Raw genomic sequence first — 21,583 nt, forward strand, 5'->3', positions numbered from 1 at the left:
TCACTTTCGGTTCCGCTGGTTATACCGTCATGGAGAACCCGCGCAAGCATTGAACGGAGAAGACGATGACCGCTGCCGAGACCATCCGCGCCTATTACGATGCCTTCAACCGTCAGGACATGGATGCCTTTCTGGCGCTTCTGCATGACGAGGTGGTCCATGACATCAATCAGGGCGAGCGCCAGACCGGCAAGGTCGCTTTTGCCTCCTTCATGGACCACATGAACCGTTGCTACCGCGAAAATCTCACCGACATGGTGATCATGGCCAGCGCTGACGGCAAGCGCGCCTCCGCCGAATTCATCGTGAACGGTGAATATCTTGCCACCGATGAGGGCCTGCCGGAAGCCGATGGCCAGAAATACGTCCTGCCCGCCGGCGCTTTTTTCGATCTGAAGGATGGGAAAGTTAGCCGAGTAACAAACTACTATAATCTGAACGACTGGATTGCCCAGGTCGGCGCCTGAGCCTTCCCTTTCTCACCACAAAGGGGGATCGACCGGGAATCGTCGTTTCCACCATCATGGATATTGACTCCATCATATGAGAATTATAATCTCATATGATGGAAAACGAAGATCAGAGACTCGAACGTTCGATCGGTGAGCGGATTAAAATCCTGAGGGCTGAGAACGGCCTGACGCTGGACGGGCTCGCCTCTCAATCCGGCGTCAGCCGTGCCATGATTTCCCGCATCGAACGTGGTGAGGCGAGCCCCACGGCGTCTCTGCTCGCCCGCATCTGCGCGGCCCTTGGCCTGTCGCTCTCTGGCTTCTTCGCGGGCAATGAAGAGGCGGTTTCCCCTCTTGTGAAAAGGCGCGACCAGCAGCTCTGGAAAGATCCCGAGACCGGTTATGTCCGCCGCGCCATCTCCCCGCCGCGTGTCGGTTCCGATGTCGATATTGTCGAGGTCGAGTTTCCGGCCGGCGCGCGCGTCGGTTTTCCGCCACATGCGGCAAGCCGGGGCATGACGCAATATGTCTGGCTTTTCGAAGGGGTTCTGGAGATGACAAGCGGTGGTGTGGTGCACCGGCTGGAGCCCGGAGATTGCCTTTTCATGCCGGTCGGTGAAGGACATGTCTTTTACAATCCCTCCGAAAAACCCGCCCGTTATGCAGTCGTGCTGGATCAAAGACAGCGCTGATTTTCCCCAGAGGAGTTTTTATGGCCACCATCCGCGTGCTGAACGGGCAAGAGACGCTCGACGTCCTGCCGGAACTCTGCGAAGTCCTTTCCGCCTGCGTCAATGGTGGCGCATCCGTTGGTTTCATGTTGCCCTTCTCTCCGCGGGATGCGGAGCCCTTCTGGCGCGCCGTGGCGGAAACCGTGGATGAGGGCGGTACGATCCATGTGGCGGCGGAAGTGGACGGCAAGATTGTCGGCACCGTGCAGGTCGCTCTTGCTTCCAAACCCAATCAGCCGCATCGCGGCGATCTGATGAAGCTTCTCGTGCATCCATCGGCGCGCGGACTGGGACTCGCCCGCAAACTCATGCAGAAGGTTGAGGAGGAAGCGGCAAAACGTGGCCGTACCCTGCTGGTGCTGGATACGGCCACGGGTAGCGATGCGGAGGCGATCTATCCCCGCCTCGGCTGGGAGCGGGCCGGGGTCATTCCGGATTACGCGCTGTTTCCCGATGGGCGTTATTGCGGCACGACCCTGTTCTATAAACGTATCGGTTAGGTCGCCCTATTGGCCGGGCTTCAGGGTCTGGCTGAAGGCGGCAACGATTTTCTTTTCCAGTTCGGCATGAATGTCCGCCCGGTCGCGCGGCCCGGCGGGTTCGCAGATCGGATCACGCTCGCCAACGGATTTGAGAAATGCGTCGGCATCCGGTTTGCAAAGGGGCAGGAAGCTGAAATGGTTGGCCCCGTCGACCTGCTGATAGGTTGCGCCGGGCGCCTCCGCCGCCAGCTTGTCCGCCAGCACGGCCGGCGGTATTTTTCCCTTGCTGCCGAGATTGATGAAGGTCAGCGGAATATCGATCGCCTTCACGCTGTCCGGCTGGAAGGCGAGCGCCAGGCCAGGATCGACCAGCACCGCGGAACGGATGCGGGGATCGCGGTTCTGCTGCTCGAAGCGCGTCTTGTCGATGGTTCTGAGATCGAGTTTCGGCACGTCGACTGGCCCGCCATCGACGTAACCACGGCCGCCGGCAAACCACCGGCAATCCATCATTGTGGCATAGTCCTCGCAATAGCGCGCATATCCATCGAGATCGGCGCGTGCGCCGGCAATCTCCAGCGCCGCACTGCCGCCCAGCGAAAATCCAAGAACGCCGATCCTGCCCGTGTCGATTGAGCCGGACCATCTACCCTGTGCTGTCAGCGCCGTGATGATGGTGGAGAGATCGCCGGTGCGCTCCCAGATCTTCGGCGTATCGGCAGGTGTGGAATCACCGCTGGTGGTGCCGGGATGATTGGCGCCGGCGACGATGAAGCCTTCGCTGGCAAGCTTCGCGGCGATCCAGGCCATGCCGCTCGCCCGCGAACCCGAGCCATGCGACAGAAGCACCAGCGGCAGCCGGCCCGGTCGCACCGTGCTGTCCTTGAAGACAGGCGTGCCTTGAAAAATCCGGTCTTCGCCGGAAAGGGTCCGTGTGCCGTTGCCCTGCGAAGGATACCAGACGGTGACGGCAAGATCCTTGCCGCGTTCGGGAGAATGAATGGCGATTTCGCTGACGCCGGCAGCCTCATCCGCAAAAGCCGGGTGGGTGATGACAACGGAAAAAAGCATGGTTGTGATGGTGACGATGGGGCGCATGAAAAACCTCTTGCGGTGGGAAAGAACGGGACCCACTCTGCGCCGTCACCTGTTTTCCGCGTCCTTGATCGTGTTTAAGGTCGTACCGAAACGCGATCTGGTCCATGAAAGGGTAACTGGTCATCGCTCCGGGATATTCGTCCGTGCTTTTCATTCCCCTGCCATTCGTTGTGGCGCTTCTGCTGGCCGTCATGTTCATCGTCTTCTTTCGAAGCGGAGACGATGTGCGGGCGAACCGCGCCTTTCTGGCCCTGATCGCGCTCTGCGCCGTGCAGTCGGTTCTTGTCGGCCTGCGCTGGGGATATGGCGTCAATGCGGTGCGTTATGTCCTGCCGGTTCTGGCCGCATGCCTGCCGCCGCTTGTCTATATCGCCTTTCGCGGTCTGATGAGGGTTGGTGCGGACAGCAGAAGAGCAATGCTGGCGAGCCTCGTACTCTCGCCGCTGTTGATCGTGGTTCTGGAATTCGCCTCCCCCGTCGTGATCGACCTTGCGCTGCTCGTCATCTTTGTCGGCCATGCGGCCGCGCTGCTGCTTCTCGGAAGAAAAGGGCCGGATGGGCTGGATGAGGCGCAATTCGCCAGCGTTGCCTCGGCGCACAGGGCGCTGATCATTGCCGCTGCGGCGCTTTGTGTTTCGGCGCTGTTCGATCTCCTGGTGTTCCTCGATTTCGAATGGGCGCACGGGGAAAATGTCGCCGCGCTTGTCAGCAATGCCAATCTTTTGGGGCTGTTGCTGATCGGTCTGATGGCGGCTCTGGCCGGAAAAAGCAAAGCACCGCAAACGGCTGCGGAGCCGGCCGAGGAACTGCCGCCTCCTTCCGAGCCATCGCAGCAGGACCGGGAAATCATCGCGAGCCTCGACTGCCTGATGGCGGCGCATGCGCTTTATCGTGACGAGAACCTCAACCTGACCCGGCTTGCGAGGCGACTCGGCCTGCCGAGCCGGCAGATTTCCGGCGCGATCAATCGCTCTCTCGGCGTCAACGTCTCGCAATATGTCAACCAGCTCCGTATCCGCGAAGCCTGCCGTCTGCTGGAGGAGACCGAGCAATCGGTGACCGCGATCATGTTTTCCTCCGGTTTTCAGACCAAGTCGAACTTCAACCGGGAATTTCGTCGTGTCACCGGCATGAGCCCGGTGGACTGGCGTGAACGGGAGGTGTGGAAACTGGTTTCACCAAACAAAACGGCCACCCGGCCCGCGCCGGATGACCGCCTGAAGATGGTCGGCAAATGATGGGGATCAGAGCGTACCGTTGCGCTGCTGGATCATCATATAGGTGTCGTAGGTATATTCGGCGATCTGCGCCCAGAGATAGGCGTCTTTCTTGAAGGCCTGCTGGCTCTCGTAAATCTTCTTGAAGCTCTCGTTCTTGGCCGAAATCTCCGCATAGGTTTCCTGCGCTGCCTTGTGGCAGACGTCGAGGATTTCCTGGCTGAAGGGGCGAAGGATGGCGCCCTGCGCCACAAGTTCCTTCAGCGCCTTCGGGTTGCGGGCGTCATAACGCTCCAGCATGCTGGCGCTGCCGGCGGCGCAGGCGTCCTTCAGGATGCGCTTGTAGTTTTCCGGCAGCTCGTTGAACTTCTGCAGGTTCACGAATGCATGCACGGCCGGGCCGCCTTCCCACCAAGCCGGGTAGTAATAGTACTTTGCGACCTTGTAGAAGCCGAGCTTCTGGTCGTCATAGGGGCCGACAAATTCGGTGGCGTCGATCGTGCCCTTTTCCAGCGCGGCATAGACATCACCGCCGGCGATCTGCTGCGGTGTCACGCCAACCTTCTGCATCACCTGGCCGGTGAGGCCGGCAATGCGCATCTTCAGGCCCTTCAGGTCGTCGATGGTGTTGATTTCCTTGCGGAACCAACCGCCCATCTGGGCGCCGGTATTGCCGAGCAGGATCGAGTAGATATTATGTTGGGCAAGGAATTCGTTGAGCAGTTCATTGCCGCCGGCCTGGTTGAACCAGGCATTCGTCTGGCGCGCGTTAAGGCCGAAGGGAACCGAGGTTCCAAGTGCGAATGTCGGGTCCTTGCCGACGTAATAATACGAGCAGGTATGGGCCATTTCGACGGTTCCGGCCGTCACCGCATCAGCTGCCTGCAGTGCCGGCACGATTTCGCCGCCGGCGAAATGCTGGATGACGAAATTGCCGCCGGAAGCTTCCTTGACGTGGTCAGCAACCATCTGGCCCGCGCCGAAAAGGATGTCGAGGCCCTTGGTGAAGGACGACGTCATCCGCCAGGTGATCTTGGGATTTTCCTGGGCAATGGCCGGGGCGGCCAGCGCGGTTGCGGTAACACCGGCGCCAAGAGCACCCGCGTTGCGAATAAATGATCTGCGATCCATGTCGATAAGCCCTGATACGTCTGCATACTACAGGCGAACCGCACGGTACGCCTCCCGCAGGCTACTAAACATTTATCCCTGCGGCCATCAAGGGGAATGTTTCAAACTCGCGCGCTCTTCTGCAACGCCTGCCGACTGTTGCTTTGGCGTCTTATTGCGTCCTTCTTATGGCCATGCCCCAGATGTGTTTATGGGTGCGTCCGTTTTAACGTCGGATCATCCAGCGCAGGGTTGTAAAACAGCGAAAGCATCAGGCTTCGGGCGATGCGCCCGGCCGTTTCCATGAACCAGTCATGGGCTTGTCTGCTTGGCGCTATATCGTCAAGCGTCGCCGAAAACAGTGCGAGCCATTGGGGGAAAAGCTCGGCGGACATGTTTTCGACGCCGAGATGGGCCTGCACCGGCTTGCCGCCATAGCCGCCGTTCTTGAAGGCGACGGCCGCCCAGAACTGTTTCATTTTGGCCATATGGTCCGGCCAGCGCCCGGCCAGCCGCGCATCGAAGACCGGCCCCAGTGTCGGATGTTCCAGAACGCGGCCGTAAAATGTCTCCACCAGCTGATCGATGAAACCGGCATCGACACCGATCGCCGCCATGGCGCTTTCCGCCCTGTGCTGGATATCTGCGGCATGGGCCGCTCTTGCTGCGATTGGGTCCTGCATCTTACGTCCTTTTCCGTGAATTTACGCCGGCCGGCGGCACTGCGCAATGCGACGCTTTGCCATATTAGAATAATTCTAAAGACCTTGATTGTGACGATGTGTCATTGTATTTAGAATTATTCTAAAAAGGTTTCAGCCATGTTTAGCAGTCTCTTTTCCCTCTCCAAACGGCCATTCGCCTCGCTTGACGAACAGGAAATCCTCGCTCTGGCCATCTCTTCGGAAGAGGATGATGCCCGCCTCTATCGTTCCTATGCCGATCACCTGCGTGCGCAATATCCACAATCGGCAAAGGTTTTTGATGACATCGCCGAAGTCGAGCAGCAGCATCGAAATGTGCTGATCGACATGCATCGCCGCCGTTTCGGGGAAACCATTCCGTTGATCCGCCGCGAACATGTGCGCGGATTTTACGAGCGCACCCCGGACTGGCTGGTGAAGAACCTGTCACTGGAGAAGATTCGCGCCCAGGCCGAATTGATGGAAAGCCAGGCGATCCGGTTTTACGATGAAGCCGTCAAACGAACCGCTGATGCCTCGACGCGCAAGCTGCTGGGTGATCTTGCCGAGGCGGAACGGGGGCACGAAGACATTGCGCAACGGCTGGAAGAGAAACATCTTGATGAAGACGGCAAGACCGAGGAAGCGGAAACCGCCAAACGGCAATTTCTCCTGACCTATGTACAGCCAGGCCTTGCCGGCCTGATGGATGGCTCCGTTTCGACGCTCGCGCCGATCTTCGCAGCCGCTTTTGCCACCCAGGATACCTGGCAGACCTTCCTGATCGGCCTTTCAGCTTCCGTCGGTGCGGGCATTTCCATGGGCTTTACCGAGGCCGCCCATGACGATGGCAAGCTTTCTGGCCGTGGTTCACCGGTAAAGAGGGGGTTTGCCTCGGGCATCATGACGGCCATAGGCGGCCTGGGTCATGCTTTACCCTATCTCATTCCACATTTCTGGACCGCCACGGCGATTGCCGCCATCGTCGTTTTCGTGGAACTCTGGGCCATCGCCTTCATTCAGAACCGCTTCATGGAAACGCCATTCCTGCGGGCGGTGTTTCAGGTGGTGCTGGGTGGCTCGCTGGTGCTGGCGGCCGGCATTATCATCGGCAATGGCTGATGGATGAAAAAGCCCGCAGCGCCTGCTGCGGGCTTTTTCATTGAACCCATGTCCCATCGGTCAGCGCAAGGCGCCGACCAGAACGTCGCGACCATCCTCGATGGAGACCCAGCGGCCGGTATTGAAGGACGCCTGCCGCTTCAGATAGGTATAGTTGGTGTCGGTCCAGAGCTTCACGTCGTCGGTGAGATTGTCGAGAATATAGTCACCGTCAGTGGTGCGCAGCGTCAGCACGGCATGGCCTTCGCCATCCGGCTTGCGCACGACGGTGATCAGGAGATCGGCCACGGAAAAGCCGCGCTCGATCAGCTTCTTGCGCTTCAGCAGCACGAAATCTTCGCAATCGCCGGCGGTCGTCGGATATTCCCAGACTTCGTCCTTGCCGTAGATTTCCTGGTCGGTCATTGCCACGATGGTGGTGTTGACAGAGGTATTGACCTCACGAACGACACCCCAGCCATAGTCGGTTACCCGCGGCGGCGGCGTGGCCTTGCTGCGGATGTTGCATTCATCGACATATTTCTGACAGAACTCGTAATGGCCGATCGGCTGGGAGGTAATCCCGCCCGTCACCATGGAAGGGCTTCCCTTGGTTTCCGCGATGGCGGACGCAGCAGTCATTAGCCCGGCGGCAACTGCAAACAGCAGCGCACGCGCCAGCGGTGTGTTCATCATGAAACCCGTCCCTTAATTCTTAACGAAAAGTTAAGAGGGTTGGGGGGCAGGAGTCAATCATTAGCAATCGGCAGTACGCAAGACTCGTTGAATATGGTTAAGAGCGTTGCGGAAATGCCTACAGCGCAAGGGTTTTGACGGCCGAGAGCATCCTGTCGATATCCTGTGGCCGGGAAAGCCTGTGGTCGCCGTCGCGGATAAGCGTCAGCACGACATCGTCGGCGGGCAGGTGTTCGAGAAGTTTCAGCGCGTGCTGATAGGGGACGTCGGGATCCTGCATGCCCTGCAGGATATGAACCGGGCATCCGGTGGTGATGATGCCGTTCAGCACCCGGTTCCGTTTGCCGTCTTCCATCAGGGCGCGGGTAAAGATATTGGGCTCTGGGCTATATTCAGAATGCTCTTCGAAATAGCCCTTTTCCAAAAGCGACGCCTTTTCCGCCTCCGTCAGGCTGGGTTCTATCAGGTCCACGGTAAAATCGGGCGCCGGCGCAATGAGAACGAGACCGGCGACGGAAGGCGCGTCAGCTGCCTTGCGCAGTTCCTCGGCCATGCGTAATGCGATCCATCCACCCATTGACGAGCCAACCAGAACGACGCGCGAGGGCGATGTTGCGCGGACCACGGCAAGCGCCTCTTCCAGCCATCGCGAGATGGTGCCTTTCTTGAAGTCGCCGCCGGATGCGCCATGGCCGGAATAATCGAGCCGCAGGCAGGCAAGGCCGTTCTCCGCTGCGAAGCGATCAAGTTCGATTGCCTTGGTTCCGGTCATGTCGGAACGATAGCCGCCGAGCCATACCAGCATCGGGGTGCGCGCTCCCGCAGCCGCCGGCCGATGAAAGAAAGCGATATCACGGGTGTCGTTGTCCGGGCCTACGGACAGGAATTTGGCGGCATGTTCGCTCATGTATATGCAGTTCTCCTGATTTTCGTGCAATATCGGCGACGTATTTGCAAAAACCGTGACAAGAGGTGATCTTTTCGGGCAGATATGCTATTGACTTCGCCACAGCAATAACGACATTTCCGCCGCTTGTACCAAACAAGCTGTTTTTTGCTGACGTGATCCAGAAACAGATCAGGAGAATACGACCATTCGCAGACCTTTCAAAGCCGATGCCCCCGTCAAGGAGGGGCCGCGCTCCAACCGGGAAATTCGGGTTCCCAGAGTTCAGCTTATTGATGAAGAGGGCCAGAACCTCGGTAGCATGCCGACGGATCAGGCTTTGAAACTGGCGGAGGAGGCCGGTCTCGATCTCGTTGAGATTTCGCCGAACGCTGAACCGCCGGTGTGCAAGATCCTCGATCTCGGCAAGCTGAAGTACTCGACCCAGAAAAAGGCCGCTGAAGCGCGCAAGAAACAGAAGATCGTCGAAGTCAAAGAAATCAAGATGCGCCCCAACATTGACACGCATGACTATGACGTGAAGATGAAGGCGATGGGCCGTTTCTTTGACGATGGCGACAAGGTGAAGGTAACGCTGAAGTTCCGCGGCCGCGAAATGGCCCACCAGGAACTCGGCATGAAGCTTCTCCTCCAGGTGAAGGAAGACACCCAGGCGATTGCCAAGGTGGAGGCCGAGCCGAAGCTGGAAGGCCGTCAGATGATGATGGTTCTCGCCCCGAAATAATTTTACGCGGCCGCAGCACCGGTGCGTATCCCATCCGCAAGGGGAAGTTATCATTCCCCGTTGCGCTTTTAGCCGACTGCGGTTATAAGCGCGCGTCCGAACGGTCCGGCAGGGCATGCCGTGGCCGTTCCTGAATAGCTTGAAATAGGCCTCGTCTGCCTGTTTCGATACAAAAACGGAGTAGCAAAATGCCCAAGATGAAGACGAAGTCCGCTGCAAAAAAGCGGTTCAAGATCACTGCGACCGGTAAGGTCGTTGCAGCCGCCGCCGGCAAGCGCCACGGCATGATCAAGCGTACCAACAAGTTCATTCGCGACGCGCGCGGAACCATGGTTCTGGCCGAAGCTGACGGCAAGAAGGTCGTCAAGAACTATCTGCCGAACGGTCTCTGAGACTTTTCCGCACATTTGGACACTTTAAGGAGATCATGACATGGCACGCGTAAAACGTGGCGTAACTTCCCGCGCCAAGCACACCAAGACACTCAAGGCAGCCAAGGGCTTCTACGGCCGCCGCAAGAACACCATCCGCGCAGCAAAGGCTGCCGTGGATCGTTCCAAGCAGTACGCTTACCGCGACCGCAAGGTCAACAAGCGCAACTTCCGCGCTCTGTGGATCCAGCGTATCAACGCTGCTGTTCGCGAATTCGGCCTGACCTATGGCCGCTTCATCGACGGTCTGAACAAGGCTGGCATCGAAGTCGACCGCAAGGTTCTGTCCGACATGGCTATCCATGAGCCGGCAGCATTCGGCGCGCTCGTCGAAGCAGCGAAGAAGGCGCTTGAGTACCTCAAGGATGCTGGTACGGCCAATGAGTTTGAAACCGCTGTAAAGTAATTACGGCGCGGACAATCTGTTGTTCATTTGAAACCCGCGCCGGTTCTCCGGCGCGGGTTTTCGTTTTTTTGGAATTCATGGCAGTTTCGGCAAAGGCTTGCAGCGCCTTTGCACTGGGATTGCCAAAGGGTGGGGCATCCGGCTTTCAGCCGGCAGGCTCCATTGGGGGCAAAAATGCTGGTTGCCGCAAGCGAGGCGGAAAAGGCGAAGGGTTTCCATGTCCATCTTGAGGATGGCGATATTGCAGCCTTGATGCGGGCTTTGCTGAAAAGCGAGCGCCGCGTGCAGAAACTCGAGCTTTCCGCAACCACCGTCTGGATCAAGCGCCAAGGCACGGAAACGCCGTCGTGGTGGATGAAGCTGCAGGCCTTTCTGGCAAAGCTGCTGCCCTATACCTTCATGCGCCCATCGCCGCCGCTCGACGGCGCAGGCCTGATGCGCCGGGAACTCGAGACGCTGGAAGCCTTCAAGGCCCGCGGGTTCCCTGTTCCCCCGGTTATCTATTCCTCGTTGACGGCCGTTGTCCTTGGCGATGTCGGTCCCACCATCATGGAGCGCATGGACGCAATAAAGGGCGCGAAGCCGGGGGAGCACGACGCCTTGCTCGTGAAATCCGCCGAAGCGCTCGGCGAATTGCATGCGGCGGGTCTCTGCCACGGACGTCCGCATGTGCGTGATTTCTTTCTCGAAGGCGACCGTGTCGGGTTCATGGACTTCGAGGAGCGCCCGCAGGAGGTCATGCCGCTGGAAACGGCGCAGGCGCGCGATATCTGGCTGCTGTTTCTCCAGGTCGCGACACGCGCCTGCGACATGCCGAAAACCTGCGATGCGGCGTTTTCCCGCTGGCGCGAAAACGCCCCGCCGCGGGCGCTGGAAGAATTGTGCCGCCTGACCGGCATTCTCGGGCGATTTTTACCGCTTGCCCGGTTGATCGGGCGCGTGCGGATGGGTAGTGATCTGCGACGCTTTATCATGGCGACCGACTATCTGATGAATGCTGTGAACCCCGAAGCCGCTGTTGAAAAGACCGGCAAGGCAGGAAAAGATGACTGAACTTGATACCTTGAAATCGCAATTGATGTCGGAGATCGCCGCCGCTGCCGATGAGCCGGCTATCGAAGCCGTGCGCGTTTCCGCGCTTGGCAAGAAGGGCTCGGTTTCGGAGCTTCTGAAGACGCTTGGCAGCATGACCCCGGAAGAGCGCCAGACCCGGGGTGCGGCCATCAACCAGCTCAAGACCGAAATCACCGACCTCATCGGCGAGCGCAAGAATGCGCTGAAGGATGCCGCCATCGCCGCCCGGCTGAAAGCCGAAACGGTGGATGTCAGCCTGCCGGTGCGCCAGTCGCCGGCAGAGCGCGGCCGCATTCACCCGATCAGCCAGATCGTCGATGAAATCACCGCCATTTTCGCAGATATGGGGTTCTCCATCGCCGAAGGTCCGGATATCGAGACCGACTATTACAACTTCACGGCGCTGAATTTCCCCGAAGGCCATCCGGCCCGCGAAATGCACGACACGTTTTTCTTCCAGCCGGATGAAAAGGGCGAGCGCAAGGTGCTGCGCACCCACACCTCGCCGGTGCAGATCCGCACCATGGAAAGCCAGAAGCCGCCGATCCGCATCGTCATTCCCGGCAAGACCTATCGCCAGGATTCCGACGCCACCCATTCGCCGATGTTCCATCAGGTCGAGGGCCTCGTCATCGACAAGAAGGCGCATGTCGGCAATCTGCGCTGGATTCTGGAAGAATTCTGCAAGACCTTCTTCGAGGTCGATAGCGTGGTCATGCGCTTCCGCCCGTCCTTCTTCCCCTTCACCGAGCCGAGCTTCGAGGTGGATATCCAGTGCGATCGCTCCGGTCCCATCGTCAAGTTCGGCGAGGGCAAGGACTGGATGGAGATCCTCGGCTGCGGCATGGTACACCCGAACGTGCTGCGCGCCGGCGGGCTGGACCCGGATGAATATCAGGGCTTTGCCTGGGGCATGGGCCTCGACCGCATCGCCATGCTGAAATACGGCATGCCGGACCTGCGCGATTTCTTCAACGCCGATGTCCGCTGGATGAACCATTATGGCTTCCGCCCGCTCGACATGCCGACTCTGTTCGGCGGTTTGAGCGTTTAATCCGGTTAGCCAAGGAGCAAAGACATGAAATTCACTCTTTCCTGGCTGAAGGAGCATCTCGATACGGATGCGACGCTGGATGAGATTTGCGAGCGGCTGACGGCGATTGGCCTCGAGGTCGAGGATGTTGATGACAAGTCGGCCTATAAGCCGTTCACGATCGCCAAGGTGGTTTCCGCCGAAAAACACCCCGAGGCTGACCGTCTCAAGGTTCTGATGGTGGATGCCGGTGACGGCAAGCCGGTGCAGATCGTCTGCGGCGCGCCGAATGCGCGTGCGGGTCTCGTCGGCGCGCTGGCGCGTCCGGGCACCTATGTTCCGGGCATCGATGTGACGCTCGCCGTCGGCAAGATCCGCGGCGTCGAAAGCCATGGCATGATGTGCTCCGAAAAGGAGCTCAACATTTCCGATGACCATGACGGCATCATCGACCTGCCGCAGGATGCCCCTGTCGGCACGTCTTTCGCCACCTATGCCGGTCTCGACGATCCGGTCATCGAGATCAACCTTACGCCGAACCGCCCGGATTGCACCTCCATTTACGGCATCGCCCGCGATCTTGCGGCTTCCGGTCTCGGTAAGCTGAAGACGAAGCCGGCGCCGTCCTTCAAGGTCGAAGGCGCAACCCCGGTTACGGTGAAGCTGGAGCTGGACGATGCGGCGCTCTGCCCCGGCTTTTCGCTACGCATCGTGCGCGGCGTCAAGAACGGCCCGAGCCCGAAATGGATGCAGCAGCGCCTGATGGCGATTGGCCTGCGTCCCATCAATGCGCTTGTCGACATCACCAACTACATGACATTCGATCAGGGCCGGCCGATGCACGTCTTCGACGCCGCCAAGGTCAAGGGCGATCTCACGGTTCGCCGCGCGAAAGAGGGCGAGACCATTCTTGCGCTCGACCAGCGTGAATACAAGCTCGGCCCGAACAATGTCGTCATCGCCGATGAAAAGGGCCTTGAGTCCATCGGCGGGGTCATGGGCGGCGAACATTCCGGCTGCGACGACAACACCGTCGACGTGCTGATCGAATCCGCACTCTGGGATCCGATCAACATTGCCAAGACCGGCCGCTCGCTCGGCATCATCACCGATGCGCGTTATCGTTTCGAGCGCGGCGTCGATCCGGACTATATGGTTCCGGGCCTGGAACGCACCACCGAGCTGGTTCTGGAACTGTGCGGTGGCGTCGCTGGCGAAGCCAGGGTCGTCGGCTACAAGGGCCATCAGCCCAAGGTCGTGGATTTCCCGCTCGCGGAAGTGAAGCGCCTGACAGGTCTGGAGGTTTCGGCGCAAGAGAGCCTCGCCATTCTCAAAGGCCTCGGCTTTGGCGTCGAGGGAACGGGCGAGCACGTCTCCGTCACCGTTCCGTCCTGGCGTCCGGACATCGACGGCAAGGCCGATCTGGTGGAAGAAGTCATGCGCATCCATGGCGTCGACAACATCAAGCCGGAACCGCTGGAAAGTTTTGGGGCCGTCAACGGCCGTATCCTGACCACGTTGCAGATCCGCACCCGCACCGCACGCCGTGCCCTGGCAAGCCGTGGCATGCTCGAAGCCGTCACGTGGTCCTTCATTCCGGAAGCGCAGGCGAAGCTGTTCGGTGGCGGTTTGCCGGCGTTGAAACTCGCCAACCCGATTGCGGCCGATATGTCGGACATGCGGCCCTCATTGCTGCCCGGCCTTCTCACCGCTGCGCAGCGCAATGCCGACAAGGGCTATGGTGACGTCGCGATCTTCGAGGTTTCCGGCACCTATGAGGGCGATACGCCGGACGCGCAGCGTCGTGTCGCCGGCGGCGTCCGCCGTGGCACGGCCTCGCTCGCAGGCAGCGGCCGCATGTGGTCCAATGCTGTGAAGGGCGGCGGCAAGCCGGTGGATGTTTATGACGCCAAGGCGGATGCGCTTGCGGTGCTTGAAGCCTGCGGCCTGCCCATGGCCAATGTGCAGATCGAAGCCGGTGGTCCCGCCTGGTATCATCCCGGCCGCTCCGGCACCATCAAGATGGGGCCGAAGGTCGTTCTCGGCTACTTCGGCGAGTTCCATCCGAAGACATTGTCCGAATTGGATGTTTCAGGCGCCTATAGCGGTTTCGAGATTTACCTCGACGCCATGCAGGAGCCGAAGAAAAAGGCGACCCGCACCAAGCCTGCGCTGGAGCTTTCGCCCTTCCAGGCGGTCAAACGCGACTTCGCTTTTGTGGTCGACAGGTCGGTGGAAGCGGGCGCCATCATCAAGGCTGCAACCAGCGCCGACCGCAAGCTGATCACCGGCGTCAATGTCTTCGATATTTTCGAAGGCGCATCGCTTGGCGAAAACCGCAAGTCGGTGGCCATCGAGGTGCAGATCCAGCCGGTCGACAAGACCCTGACCGATGAGGATTTCGAGGCGCTCACGGCCAAGATCGTCGGCAATGTCGAGAAGTCGACAGGCGGCGTTCTGCGCGCCTGAAGGCAGCTGAAGGAATGAAAGAAGCCGCGGCAACTGCCGCGGCTTTTTGTTTTTAGCGGTTGGCCATCTGCGACATGCGCTCGGGATATCGTTCCCCCGCAACCTTTGCCGGCGAGAGCAGGGCACCGAGGCTGGCGACTTCTTCCGCCGTCAGCGCGACATCCGCTGCAGCCACGTTTTTTTCCAGATTGGCGATTTTTGTGGTGCCGGGGATCGGAACGATGAAATCGCCCTGCGCCAGAACCCAGGCGAGCGCCAGTTGCCCGGCGGTCACGCCCTTGTCGGCCGCCATGTCTTCCAGAAGCCGGATGAGCGCCAGATTGGCATCGAAGTTTTCGCTTTGGAAGCGTGGCAGGCTGCGGCGGAGATCGTCGGATGCAAGTCCGTCGAGCGACTTCAGCGCGCCCGTCAACGCACCACGGCCGAGCGGGCTGAACGGCACGAAACCGATGCCGAGCTCACGGCAGGTCGCCAGCACGCCATTTTCCTCGGGATCACGGGTCCACAGCGAATATTCGCTTTGGATGGCGGTAATCGGATGAACGGCATGCGCCTTGCGGATGGTTGCCGCACTCGCCTCTGAAAGGCCAAGGGCCTTCACCTTGCCTTCCCGCACCAGCTCGGCCATTGCGCCCACCGTTTCTTCCACCGGCACATCGGGGTCGACGCGATGCTGATAATAGAGGTCGATGACATCCACACCAAGCCGTTTCAGCGAGGCTTCGGCGACAGCGCGGACATTTGCGGGCGAACCGTCAACGCCCTGGATCATCTCCGCGGAAGGTTTGCCGGCATCGATGCGGAAACCGAATTTGGTGGCGATGATCACCTTGTCGCGATACGGCTTCAATGCCTTGCCGACAAGGATTTCGTTTTTGAATGGGCCGTAGATTTCGGCCGTGTCGAAAAGGGTGACCCCAAGTTCGACGGCGCGATGCAGCGTGGCGATGGCGCCGCTTTCATCGTCCGAAGGGCCATAGGCATGGCTCATGCCCATGCAGCCAAGCCCGAGCGCGGAAACGGAGAGGTTTTTTCCGAGAATTCTATGTTTCATCTGACTGTCCTCTTAAGAAGAAGATGCCTCTGGGAAAAGGCACGGGCAAAACATAACGTCCGGCGGCAGTAAAAATAATCGCTGCAAATCCGCGTGGCTTGTTCTATTATTTAGAACAATGAACCGTGTGCAACTTTCCCAGCTGGCCGTTCTTGCGGCCGTCGCCGAAGGCCGCAGCTTCCGCAAGGCCGCGGCGGAATTGGCCATCGCGCCCTCTGCCGTCAGTCATGCGGTATCGTCGCTGGAGGCAAGCCTTGGTCTGCGCCTGCTCCATCGTACCACCCGCAGCGTTTCGCCGACAGAGGAAGGCCGGCGGCTTCTGGAAACGTTGGGACCGGCGCTTGCCGATATCGGCGCGGTCATCGAGACGTTGGCGGAACACGGCGGAAGACCGGCCGGCCCCCTGCGCATCACCTTGCCGAGACTGGCCGCCGAGGATCTCATCGTACCCCGGCTGGGCGCGTTCCTTGGGCTCTATCCGGATATTTCACTCGAAATCTCGACGGATGACCGCTTCGAGGACATTGTCGCGAAAGGTTTCGATGCCGGTCTGCGGCTTGGGGAGCACCTCGATGCGGATATGATTGCGGTCAAGGCCAGCGGCGCGTGGCGCGGCGCGATTGTTGGCTCCCCGTCCTATTTTGCGGAAAATTCTCCACCCCGTGATCCCAGGGATCTCATCCGGCATCGCTGCATCCGCCGTCGTTTCGCCAGTGGCCTGATCTATCGCTGGGAACTGGAGAAAAACGGCAAGCCGCTGGTGGTCGATGTCCAGGGGCCGCTGATCCTGTCGGATCAGAGCCTCATCCGCCGGGCGGCGATCGACGGCGCAGGGCTTGCCTTTGTTTTCGAGCAGCGTGTCGAGGACGATATCAGAGAAGGCAGGCTCATCCGCGTATTGGAGGACTGGTGCGCACCCTTCGACGGCTTTTATATCTATTACCCCTCGCGCCGGCAGATGCGCCCGGCGCTGAGGGCTTTCGTGGATTTCTTCCGCTTTCGCGGATGATCAGAATGTGATGCGATAGCGGATATGACCGTCGCTTTTCACGTAGCTGTCGTAAAGCTTCTGGGCGCGGTGGTTGTCTTCACCCGTGTTCCAGTAAAGCCGGGACCAGCCCTTCTCCTTGCAGATGGCGATAAGATCGTCCATCAGTGCCCGTCCGGTCCCTTTGCCGCGGATTTCGCCATCGACGAACAAATCCTCCAGATAGCAGTCGGGGTTTTTCACCCAGGTGGAATCGTGGAAGTGATGGATGGCGAAACCGGCCATCCTGTCGCCAAGCAGGGCGACACGCATTGAAACGCGGGACGCGGGATCGAGGATACGCGCCCAGGTGTGGTCGGTGACGTCATCGGCAAGATCGACGTCATAAAAGGCGAGATAGTCGTTCCAGAGGCGCAGCCATTCCGCCCGGTCAGCCGGCTGTGCGTCGCGAATTGTGAGCTCCATGTCACGCGCCCGCCTTGTCGAGAAGGCTCATCATCTCGTCCGTCAGCTTCAGGTCGACGGCGCGTTTGAAGCTTTCAAGCTGAGACAGGCTGGTGGCGCTGGCAATCGGCGCGGTTACCGCTTTTTTCCGCAACAGCCATGCCAGCGCGATATCCGCGAGTTTGGCGCCGGTTTCCACCGCCACCGCATCCATTGCCCCCAGAACGGCAAGGCCGCGCGTATTGACATACTCACCCACCCGATAGCTGCGGGCGACGCCTTCCGTATCGGCCTTGGCGCGGTACTTCCCGGTCAGGAAGCCGGCAGCGAGACTGTAGTAGTTGATGACGCCAATCTCTTCTTTCACACAAAGATCGGCAAGCGGACCTTCGAAATCCGCGCGGTTGTAGAGATTATATTCCGGCTGCAGCACGTCGTAACGCGGAAGATTGTTCTTCGCAGCCGTATCCAGCGCATCCTGAAGCTGGCTCGCAGAGTAGTTGGAGCAGCCGATGGCGCGGATTTTCCCCTGTTCCTTCAGCTTTGCGAAGGCGGCCAGCGTCTCTTCCAGCGGCACGTCCACATCCGGCTTATGGGCGAGATAGAGGTCGATATAGTCGGTTTGCAGCCGCTTCAGCGAAGCGTCGACAGCCTCGGCTACCCATTTGGCGCTGAGGCCGGTCTTCTGGCCGCGATTGTCGAAACCAACCTTGGTGACGATCACCGCATCCTCACGCTTCACGCCAGACTGTTTCAGCCATTTGCCGATGATCGCCTCGGACTCGCCACCCACATGTCCGTCCACCCATGCGGAATAGACATCCGCCGTATCGATGGCGTTGAACCCGGCGTCGAAAAAGGCATCGAGCAGGGCAAAGGAAGTCTTCTCATCCGCTGTCCAGCCGAACACGTTGCCGCCGAAGACGATCGGGGCGATGGAGAGGCCGGTACGGCCGAGGCTTCGTTTTTGCACGGGAATGCTCCTCTTGCTGACTTTGCGCCCAGGTTAGCAACTGCTCACCGGCATAACCATTCAATTCCTTTGATGGCACTCATCAGGCAACGGAGTGAGGCGGTGAAAATCAGGCCTGAAGACCGCGATAATGGCTGGGCGGATAGTGGTTATGCTGTTGCCACACCCGTCTTAGATGGCGGGCGGAAGCGAACCCCGCGCGCTCGGCGATGGCTTCCATATCGAGGCGGCTGTTTGCGAGAATGTCACGCGCCAAATTGACCCGCATCAGATTGACGTAGTCGATGACGCTGATGCCGGCATGTTCACGAAACAGGCGCGACAGATGCCTTTCGCTGAGGGCCGCGATATCGGCCAGGCCTTCCAGCGACCAGTTACGGGCCGGCTCGGCCATCACCCGGTCCTGCACGCGGTGAATGGCTGGGTGCATATGGTTGCGGCCAGTCAGCCAGGGCGAAATTTGCGGATCGCTGCCGTTGCGCCGCAGATACACAACCATGGTCTTGGCAATGCGCGCCGCGACGGACGGGGATGTCAGCCGCGAAACCACATGCAGCATGAGATCGATGCCCGTGGAGATTCCCGCGCTTGAAAAGCGGTTTCCATCTTCGACGAACAGTCGGTTTTCGGCCACCTGGGACAATGGCGCGAGACGTCGCAGTGCGTCGATGCAATCGGCATGCGTCGTGCAGCTCCGCCCGTCGAAGAGGCCGGCTTCACCCGCCAGTAACGCCCCGGAACAGATGGAAATGACCGTCGTGTCGCGGCGTACGGCATGGCGCAACCATGCTGCCAGCGCCTGCCGTTCCCGCCGAGTCTCGACTTCATTGTCGGAACGGGAGGTGCTGCCGGAGATCAGGAGAAACGCATTTTCCGGGAGCGCGGCAGGCAGGGGCTCCAATCCGCAAAGATCGAGGCCGATCGACGATTCCTGCCTGTCTTTGGCGGCGATATAGCGGCAGTCGAAAAAAATGTCGCTTTGCTCGTCATTGGCATAACGGATCACCTGCAGCGGGCCGGCAATGTCGAGCAGCAGCGCATGCGGCGGCACAAGGGTATAAAAGGGAATGATGCGCGTGCCGCCCTTATCCATCAGGCCGCGTCTTTCAGGCCTGCAAGCGCATCGTTCACCGTGGCGATGCGCGCGAAGCGGCCGGCCAGCACCAGTTCTGTCCGTTTGCGGATATCGTCGGCACTGAACACCGTGCCGGAGGCGTGTGTCATCGGAAAGGTCAATGTCGCCTCGGTGACGTAGTCGACGCCGTAGCCGAGATCGGAAGCGTGTCGGGTGGTGGTTTCGCAGCATTGTTCAGTGCGGATGCCGGAGACGATCAGCCGGTTGATGCCTCTTTGTGTCAGCCAGATTTCAAGGCCGGTGCCGGCAAAGGCCGAGTGGCGGTTCTTGTGGAAGATCGCGTCGGGAACGATCGTCACACCCTCCAGCGCGCGGATATAACCGCTGTCTTTCGAGAAGGCCTTGTCGCCATCGACATGGAAAATCTGCACGACGGGTATCCCTGCAACTCTGGCGCCGTCGATCAATGCCTGCTGTTTCTCCAGATAGGCGGCAAGCCCGCTTTCCTCGAAATAAGGGGCGTGCCGAAAGGATTCCTGAACGTCGATGACGAGCAATGCGGTATGGGAAGAGGACACTTCCGGTTTCTCCATTGGGTTATGCATATCATAATTTCCCTTTAAGAATGGAGATAAAAGCAACCGGACCGACAAAGGCAGGACAAATCCGGCCATTCTTCATTCATGAAGCGCCTGCGCGCTTGCCAGGCCGTGTCACAGTGGTAAGTTTCTGCTCGATGGCAGAGTGGGAGAATGGAATGCTGCGCTTTGGAATAATCTCAACCGCTAAAATAGCTCAGGATCACGTCATTCCGGCAATACAGGATGCGCAGAACTGCGTGGTCAGCGCCATCGCCAGCCGCGATCATGCCAAGGCGCGCGCGGTTGCCGAGCGTTTTTCCGTGCCCCATGCCTTCGGCTCCTATGAGGAGATGCTGGCTTCGGATGTGATCGATGCGGTGTATATTCCGCTTCCCACCTCGCAGCATGTGGAATGGACCATCAAGGCGGCGGATGCCGGCAAACATGTACTCTGCGAAAAGCCGATTGCCCTGAAAGCAGAAGAGATCGACACGCTTATCGCCGCACGCGACCGCAACGGCGTCATCGTGTCCGAGGCCTTCATGGTCACCTATGCGCCGGTCTGGGCCAAGGTGAAGGAATTGCTGGCATCGGGCGCCATCGGCGCGCTCAAACATGTGCAGGGCGCTTTCAGCTATTTCAATCGCGATCCCGGCAACATGCGCAATATTCCCGAACTGGGCGGCGGCGCCTTGCCGGATATCGGTGTCTACCCGACGATCGTGACCCGTTTTGCCACCGGCGCCGAGCCCAGGCGCGTGCAGGCGACCGTCGAGCGCGACAGGGAATTCGGCACCGATATCTATTCCAGCGTCAGGGCGGATTTCGGCAGTTTCGAACTGAGCTTTTATCTGGCGACGCAACTTGCCGCCCGTCAGCTCATGGTCTTCCACGGCACCGACGGTTACATAGAGGTCAAGTCTCCTTTCAACGCCAATCGCTGGGGTGCGGAAGAGATCGAACTGACGAACCAAGCTCATAACCAGTCACAAATCTTCCGGTTTCAGGACAGTCGTCAGTACAAGCTGGAGGCGGAGGCCTTTGCCCGGGCGGCGAAGGGCGAGGGCGACGTCGTCACCCTGGAAAGCTCGCGAAAGAACCAGCTTTTCATCGACGCCATCTACCGGGCGGCGCAAAAGGACGGTTGGGAAACGGTTTAATCCTGATCCCGTTGCTGTTTTTGCAGCCGCCGGTAACCGTAAAGCGCCAGCACCAGCGCCGCGAATGCTGAAAACACAAGCGGGATCAGCGGCTGGACCAGGGGATTGCGCCATTGCAGCAGCATAAACAGCCCGACCCCGACGAGGCGGGAGGTGAGCGTGACGGCATTCCTCAGAAAACCGCTCAGCGTGCCCTGTTCACCGCCATCGGAACGGTTCAGCTGCCAACTCGTGGTGACGCCTGCGGCTGCGCCCGGAAGGCGGGCGGCCAGCGGATCGACACCGAGATACAAAATAAGCAGGCAGGTCACGGAAAGATCAACGGCCAATCCGCAAATCTCGGTCAGCGCGATGCGCGGAAATCTCAAGGCCTCGGGCTTTTAAAGCGTAGGCTGCGTGGAACGCGGGCGTTGCAGCACGACAAGGCCGATGACGATACCCACCACACCGAAATTATAACCGGCGAGCGCCAGAAGCAGCGACATCAGGGGTACGGCGGCGGAAGAAAGCACCGTTGCCAGACCATACGCGCCAATAATCATCATGCAGATAAAAACGATTCCGAAAACGGAACGCAACGCGACTGCGGATACGCCGAGTACTGTGGCGGTAAGAAAAATCACGGATGCCGCCTCCTCTTTAGTTGCCGGGCCATGGGACAAGACGTAGCCTCGTCTTCCCTAACGAACCCTTG

Annotated in this window: 25 protein-coding genes; 13 read left to right on the forward strand and 12 right to left on the reverse strand. The window is 59.6% G+C overall.

Going from position 1 to position 21,583, the window contains the following annotated elements:
• The first annotated feature begins 65 nt into the window (after positions 1 to 65).
• The 3 genes from ACI2KA_RS03310 (at position 66) to ACI2KA_RS03320 (ending at position 1,683) form a co-directional block, all read left to right on the forward strand.
• Complete coding sequence (locus ACI2KA_RS03310; RefSeq protein WP_404499195.1) at positions 66 to 467, forward strand: ketosteroid isomerase-related protein; 402 nt, start codon at positions 66 to 68, stop codon at positions 465 to 467.
• 95 nt (positions 468 to 562) lie between these two features.
• Positions 563 to 1,144, forward strand: a complete 582-nt coding sequence (locus tag ACI2KA_RS03315; protein ID WP_404499197.1) for a helix-turn-helix domain-containing protein — start codon at positions 563 to 565, stop codon at positions 1,142 to 1,144.
• 20 nt (positions 1,145 to 1,164) lie between these two features.
• Complete coding sequence (locus tag ACI2KA_RS03320; protein ID WP_404499199.1) at positions 1,165 to 1,683, forward strand: GNAT family N-acetyltransferase; 519 nt, start codon at positions 1,165 to 1,167, stop codon at positions 1,681 to 1,683.
• 6 nt (positions 1,684 to 1,689) lie between these two features.
• On the opposite strand, the gene ACI2KA_RS03325 is transcribed toward ACI2KA_RS03320, so the two are convergent.
• Positions 1,690 to 2,763, reverse strand: a complete 1,074-nt coding sequence (locus ACI2KA_RS03325) for an alpha/beta hydrolase family protein (protein WP_404499201.1) — start codon at positions 2,761 to 2,763, stop codon at positions 1,690 to 1,692.
• Between the two features lie 143 nt (positions 2,764 to 2,906).
• Between ACI2KA_RS03325 and ACI2KA_RS03330 the strand changes: the two genes are divergently transcribed.
• Complete coding sequence (locus tag ACI2KA_RS03330) at positions 2,907 to 4,001, forward strand: helix-turn-helix domain-containing protein (protein WP_404499203.1); 1,095 nt, start codon at positions 2,907 to 2,909, stop codon at positions 3,999 to 4,001.
• A 6-nt stretch (positions 4,002 to 4,007) separates the two neighbouring features.
• Here ACI2KA_RS03330 and ACI2KA_RS03335 read toward each other — a convergent pair whose 3' ends face one another.
• The gene (locus ACI2KA_RS03335) at positions 4,008 to 5,111 is read right to left on the reverse strand and encodes a TRAP transporter substrate-binding protein (RefSeq protein ID WP_404499205.1); all 1,104 of its coding nucleotides are present in this window, start codon (positions 5,109 to 5,111) and stop codon (positions 4,008 to 4,010) included.
• Between the two features lie 188 nt (positions 5,112 to 5,299).
• Positions 5,300 to 5,773 (reverse strand): group III truncated hemoglobin, encoded by a 474-nt coding sequence (locus ACI2KA_RS03340; RefSeq protein ID WP_404499207.1) that lies wholly within the window; start codon positions 5,771 to 5,773, stop codon positions 5,300 to 5,302.
• Between the two features lie 138 nt (positions 5,774 to 5,911).
• Between ACI2KA_RS03340 and mbfA the strand changes: the two genes are divergently transcribed.
• A complete protein-coding gene (mbfA, locus tag ACI2KA_RS03345; RefSeq protein ID WP_404499209.1) occupies positions 5,912 to 6,895 on the forward strand; it encodes an iron exporter MbfA in 984 nt (327 codons plus the stop codon).
• A 60-nt stretch (positions 6,896 to 6,955) separates the two neighbouring features.
• Here the strand turns inward: mbfA and ACI2KA_RS03350 are convergent, their stop codons facing one another.
• Together ACI2KA_RS03350 and ACI2KA_RS03355 are read right to left on the reverse strand one after the other, a co-directional pair.
• The gene (locus tag ACI2KA_RS03350; protein ID WP_404499211.1) at positions 6,956 to 7,570 is read right to left on the reverse strand and encodes a transglutaminase-like cysteine peptidase; all 615 of its coding nucleotides are present in this window, start codon (positions 7,568 to 7,570) and stop codon (positions 6,956 to 6,958) included.
• A gap of 118 nt (positions 7,571 to 7,688) precedes the next feature.
• The gene (locus ACI2KA_RS03355) at positions 7,689 to 8,477 is read right to left on the reverse strand and encodes an alpha/beta hydrolase (RefSeq protein ID WP_404499213.1); all 789 of its coding nucleotides are present in this window, start codon (positions 8,475 to 8,477) and stop codon (positions 7,689 to 7,691) included.
• Positions 8,478 to 8,664: 187 nt separating this feature from the next.
• On the opposite strand from ACI2KA_RS03355, the gene infC reads away from it, so the two are divergent.
• The 6 genes from infC to pheT all read left to right on the forward strand — a co-directional run bounded on the left by infC (position 8,665) and on the right by pheT (position 14,614).
• The gene (gene infC, locus ACI2KA_RS03360; protein WP_078051391.1) at positions 8,665 to 9,201 is read left to right on the forward strand and encodes a translation initiation factor IF-3; all 537 of its coding nucleotides are present in this window, start codon (positions 8,665 to 8,667) and stop codon (positions 9,199 to 9,201) included.
• Positions 9,202 to 9,389: 188 nt separating this feature from the next.
• Positions 9,390 to 9,593: a 50S ribosomal protein L35 gene (gene rpmI, locus ACI2KA_RS03365; RefSeq protein ID WP_003493355.1), complete on the forward strand. Its 204-nt coding sequence runs from the start codon at positions 9,390 to 9,392 to the stop codon at positions 9,591 to 9,593.
• Between the two features lie 40 nt (positions 9,594 to 9,633).
• Entirely contained in the window at positions 9,634 to 10,038 is a 405-nt protein-coding gene (gene rplT, locus ACI2KA_RS03370) for a 50S ribosomal protein L20 (RefSeq protein ID WP_003493358.1), read from the forward strand.
• A 174-nt stretch (positions 10,039 to 10,212) separates the two neighbouring features.
• The gene (locus ACI2KA_RS03375) at positions 10,213 to 11,091 is read left to right on the forward strand and encodes a phosphotransferase (RefSeq protein ID WP_404499215.1); all 879 of its coding nucleotides are present in this window, start codon (positions 10,213 to 10,215) and stop codon (positions 11,089 to 11,091) included.
• Positions 11,084 to 12,166, forward strand: coding sequence for a phenylalanine--tRNA ligase subunit alpha (gene pheS, locus ACI2KA_RS03380; protein ID WP_404499217.1), 1,083 nt, complete (start codon positions 11,084 to 11,086; stop codon positions 12,164 to 12,166). The genes ACI2KA_RS03375 and pheS overlap by 8 nt, the downstream gene beginning before the upstream one ends.
• Positions 12,167 to 12,190: 24 nt before the next feature.
• Entirely contained in the window at positions 12,191 to 14,614 is a 2,424-nt protein-coding gene (pheT, locus tag ACI2KA_RS03385; protein WP_404499219.1) for a phenylalanine--tRNA ligase subunit beta, read from the forward strand.
• 52 nt (positions 14,615 to 14,666) lie between these two features.
• Here pheT and ACI2KA_RS03390 read toward each other — a convergent pair whose 3' ends face one another.
• Entirely contained in the window at positions 14,667 to 15,668 is a 1,002-nt protein-coding gene (locus tag ACI2KA_RS03390; RefSeq protein ID WP_404499220.1) for an aldo/keto reductase, read from the reverse strand.
• A gap of 118 nt (positions 15,669 to 15,786) precedes the next feature.
• On the opposite strand from ACI2KA_RS03390, the gene ACI2KA_RS03395 reads away from it, so the two are divergent.
• Positions 15,787 to 16,677, forward strand: a complete 891-nt coding sequence (locus tag ACI2KA_RS03395; protein ID WP_404499222.1) for a LysR family transcriptional regulator — start codon at positions 15,787 to 15,789, stop codon at positions 16,675 to 16,677.
• Here the strand turns inward: ACI2KA_RS03395 and ACI2KA_RS03400 are convergent, their stop codons facing one another.
• From ACI2KA_RS03400 to ACI2KA_RS03415, 4 genes are all read right to left on the reverse strand, one after another.
• The gene (locus ACI2KA_RS03400) at positions 16,678 to 17,121 is read right to left on the reverse strand and encodes a GNAT family N-acetyltransferase (RefSeq protein ID WP_404499224.1); all 444 of its coding nucleotides are present in this window, start codon (positions 17,119 to 17,121) and stop codon (positions 16,678 to 16,680) included. It abuts the gene before it with no gap.
• A 1-nt stretch (position 17,122) separates the two neighbouring features.
• Entirely contained in the window at positions 17,123 to 18,073 is a 951-nt protein-coding gene (locus tag ACI2KA_RS03405; RefSeq protein ID WP_404499226.1) for an aldo/keto reductase, read from the reverse strand.
• 109 nt (positions 18,074 to 18,182) lie between these two features.
• A complete protein-coding gene (locus tag ACI2KA_RS03410) occupies positions 18,183 to 19,166 on the reverse strand; it encodes a GlxA family transcriptional regulator (RefSeq protein WP_404499228.1) in 984 nt (327 codons plus the stop codon).
• Complete coding sequence (locus ACI2KA_RS03415; RefSeq protein ID WP_404499723.1) at positions 19,166 to 19,726, reverse strand: isochorismatase family protein; 561 nt, start codon at positions 19,724 to 19,726, stop codon at positions 19,166 to 19,168. Before ACI2KA_RS03415 ends, ACI2KA_RS03410 begins: the two co-directional genes overlap by 1 nt.
• A 179-nt stretch (positions 19,727 to 19,905) precedes the next feature.
• Here ACI2KA_RS03415 and ACI2KA_RS03420 point away from each other — a divergent pair, with 179 nt between their 5' ends.
• A complete protein-coding gene (locus ACI2KA_RS03420) occupies positions 19,906 to 20,889 on the forward strand; it encodes a Gfo/Idh/MocA family protein (RefSeq protein WP_404499230.1) in 984 nt (327 codons plus the stop codon).
• Here the strand turns inward: ACI2KA_RS03420 and ACI2KA_RS03425 are convergent.
• A complete protein-coding gene (locus tag ACI2KA_RS03425; protein ID WP_404499232.1) occupies positions 20,886 to 21,257 on the reverse strand; it encodes a hypothetical protein in 372 nt (123 codons plus the stop codon). The two genes, ACI2KA_RS03420 and ACI2KA_RS03425, sit on opposite strands and share 4 nt — an antisense overlap.
• A 12-nt stretch (positions 21,258 to 21,269) precedes the next feature.
• Positions 21,270 to 21,512: a hypothetical protein gene (locus ACI2KA_RS03430; protein ID WP_404499234.1), complete on the reverse strand. Its 243-nt coding sequence runs from the start codon at positions 21,510 to 21,512 to the stop codon at positions 21,270 to 21,272.
• Between the last annotated feature and the right edge of the window lie 71 nt (positions 21,513 to 21,583).

The sequence above is a fragment of the Agrobacterium sp. NPDC089420 genome, from assembly GCF_044900305.1.
Taxonomy (GTDB): Bacteria; Pseudomonadota; Alphaproteobacteria; order Rhizobiales; family Rhizobiaceae; genus Agrobacterium.

Bases quoted from the DNA above. Each gene is read 5' to 3' on its own strand.
- ACI2KA_RS03340 (WP_404499207.1), bottom strand. From the start codon at position 5,773: ATGCAGGACCCAATCGCAGCAAGAGCGGCCCATGCCGCAGATATCCAG.
- ACI2KA_RS03320 (WP_404499199.1), top strand. From the start codon at position 1,165: ATGGCCACCATCCGCGTGCTGAACGGGCAAGAGACGCTCGACGTCCTG.
- rpmI (WP_003493355.1), top strand. From the start codon at position 9,390: ATGCCCAAGATGAAGACGAAGTCCGCTGCAAAAAAGCGGTTCAAGATC.
- ACI2KA_RS03400 (WP_404499224.1), bottom strand. From the start codon at position 17,121: ATGGAGCTCACAATTCGCGACGCACAGCCGGCTGACCGGGCGGAATGG.
- mbfA (WP_404499209.1), top strand. From the start codon at position 5,912: ATGTTTAGCAGTCTCTTTTCCCTCTCCAAACGGCCATTCGCCTCGCTT.
- ACI2KA_RS03315 (WP_404499197.1), top strand. From the start codon at position 563: ATGATGGAAAACGAAGATCAGAGACTCGAACGTTCGATCGGTGAGCGG.
- ACI2KA_RS03355 (WP_404499213.1), bottom strand. From the start codon at position 8,477: ATGAGCGAACATGCCGCCAAATTCCTGTCCGTAGGCCCGGACAACGAC.
- pheT (WP_404499219.1), top strand. From the start codon at position 12,191: ATGAAATTCACTCTTTCCTGGCTGAAGGAGCATCTCGATACGGATGCG.
- ACI2KA_RS03350 (WP_404499211.1), bottom strand. From the start codon at position 7,570: ATGATGAACACACCGCTGGCGCGTGCGCTGCTGTTTGCAGTTGCCGCC.
- ACI2KA_RS03390 (WP_404499220.1), bottom strand. From the start codon at position 15,668: ATGAAACATAGAATTCTCGGAAAAAACCTCTCCGTTTCCGCGCTCGGG.
- ACI2KA_RS03325 (WP_404499201.1), bottom strand. From the start codon at position 2,763: ATGCGCCCCATCGTCACCATCACAACCATGCTTTTTTCCGTTGTCATC.
- ACI2KA_RS03335 (WP_404499205.1), bottom strand. From the start codon at position 5,111: ATGGATCGCAGATCATTTATTCGCAACGCGGGTGCTCTTGGCGCCGGT.
- ACI2KA_RS03410 (WP_404499228.1), bottom strand. From the start codon at position 19,166: ATGGATAAGGGCGGCACGCGCATCATTCCCTTTTATACCCTTGTGCCG.
- ACI2KA_RS03375 (WP_404499215.1), top strand. From the start codon at position 10,213: ATGCTGGTTGCCGCAAGCGAGGCGGAAAAGGCGAAGGGTTTCCATGTC.
- ACI2KA_RS03420 (WP_404499230.1), top strand. From the start codon at position 19,906: ATGCTGCGCTTTGGAATAATCTCAACCGCTAAAATAGCTCAGGATCAC.
- ACI2KA_RS03310 (WP_404499195.1), top strand. From the start codon at position 66: ATGACCGCTGCCGAGACCATCCGCGCCTATTACGATGCCTTCAACCGT.
- rplT (WP_003493358.1), top strand. From the start codon at position 9,634: ATGGCACGCGTAAAACGTGGCGTAACTTCCCGCGCCAAGCACACCAAG.
- pheS (WP_404499217.1), top strand. From the start codon at position 11,084: ATGACTGAACTTGATACCTTGAAATCGCAATTGATGTCGGAGATCGCC.
- ACI2KA_RS03395 (WP_404499222.1), top strand. From the start codon at position 15,787: ATGAACCGTGTGCAACTTTCCCAGCTGGCCGTTCTTGCGGCCGTCGCC.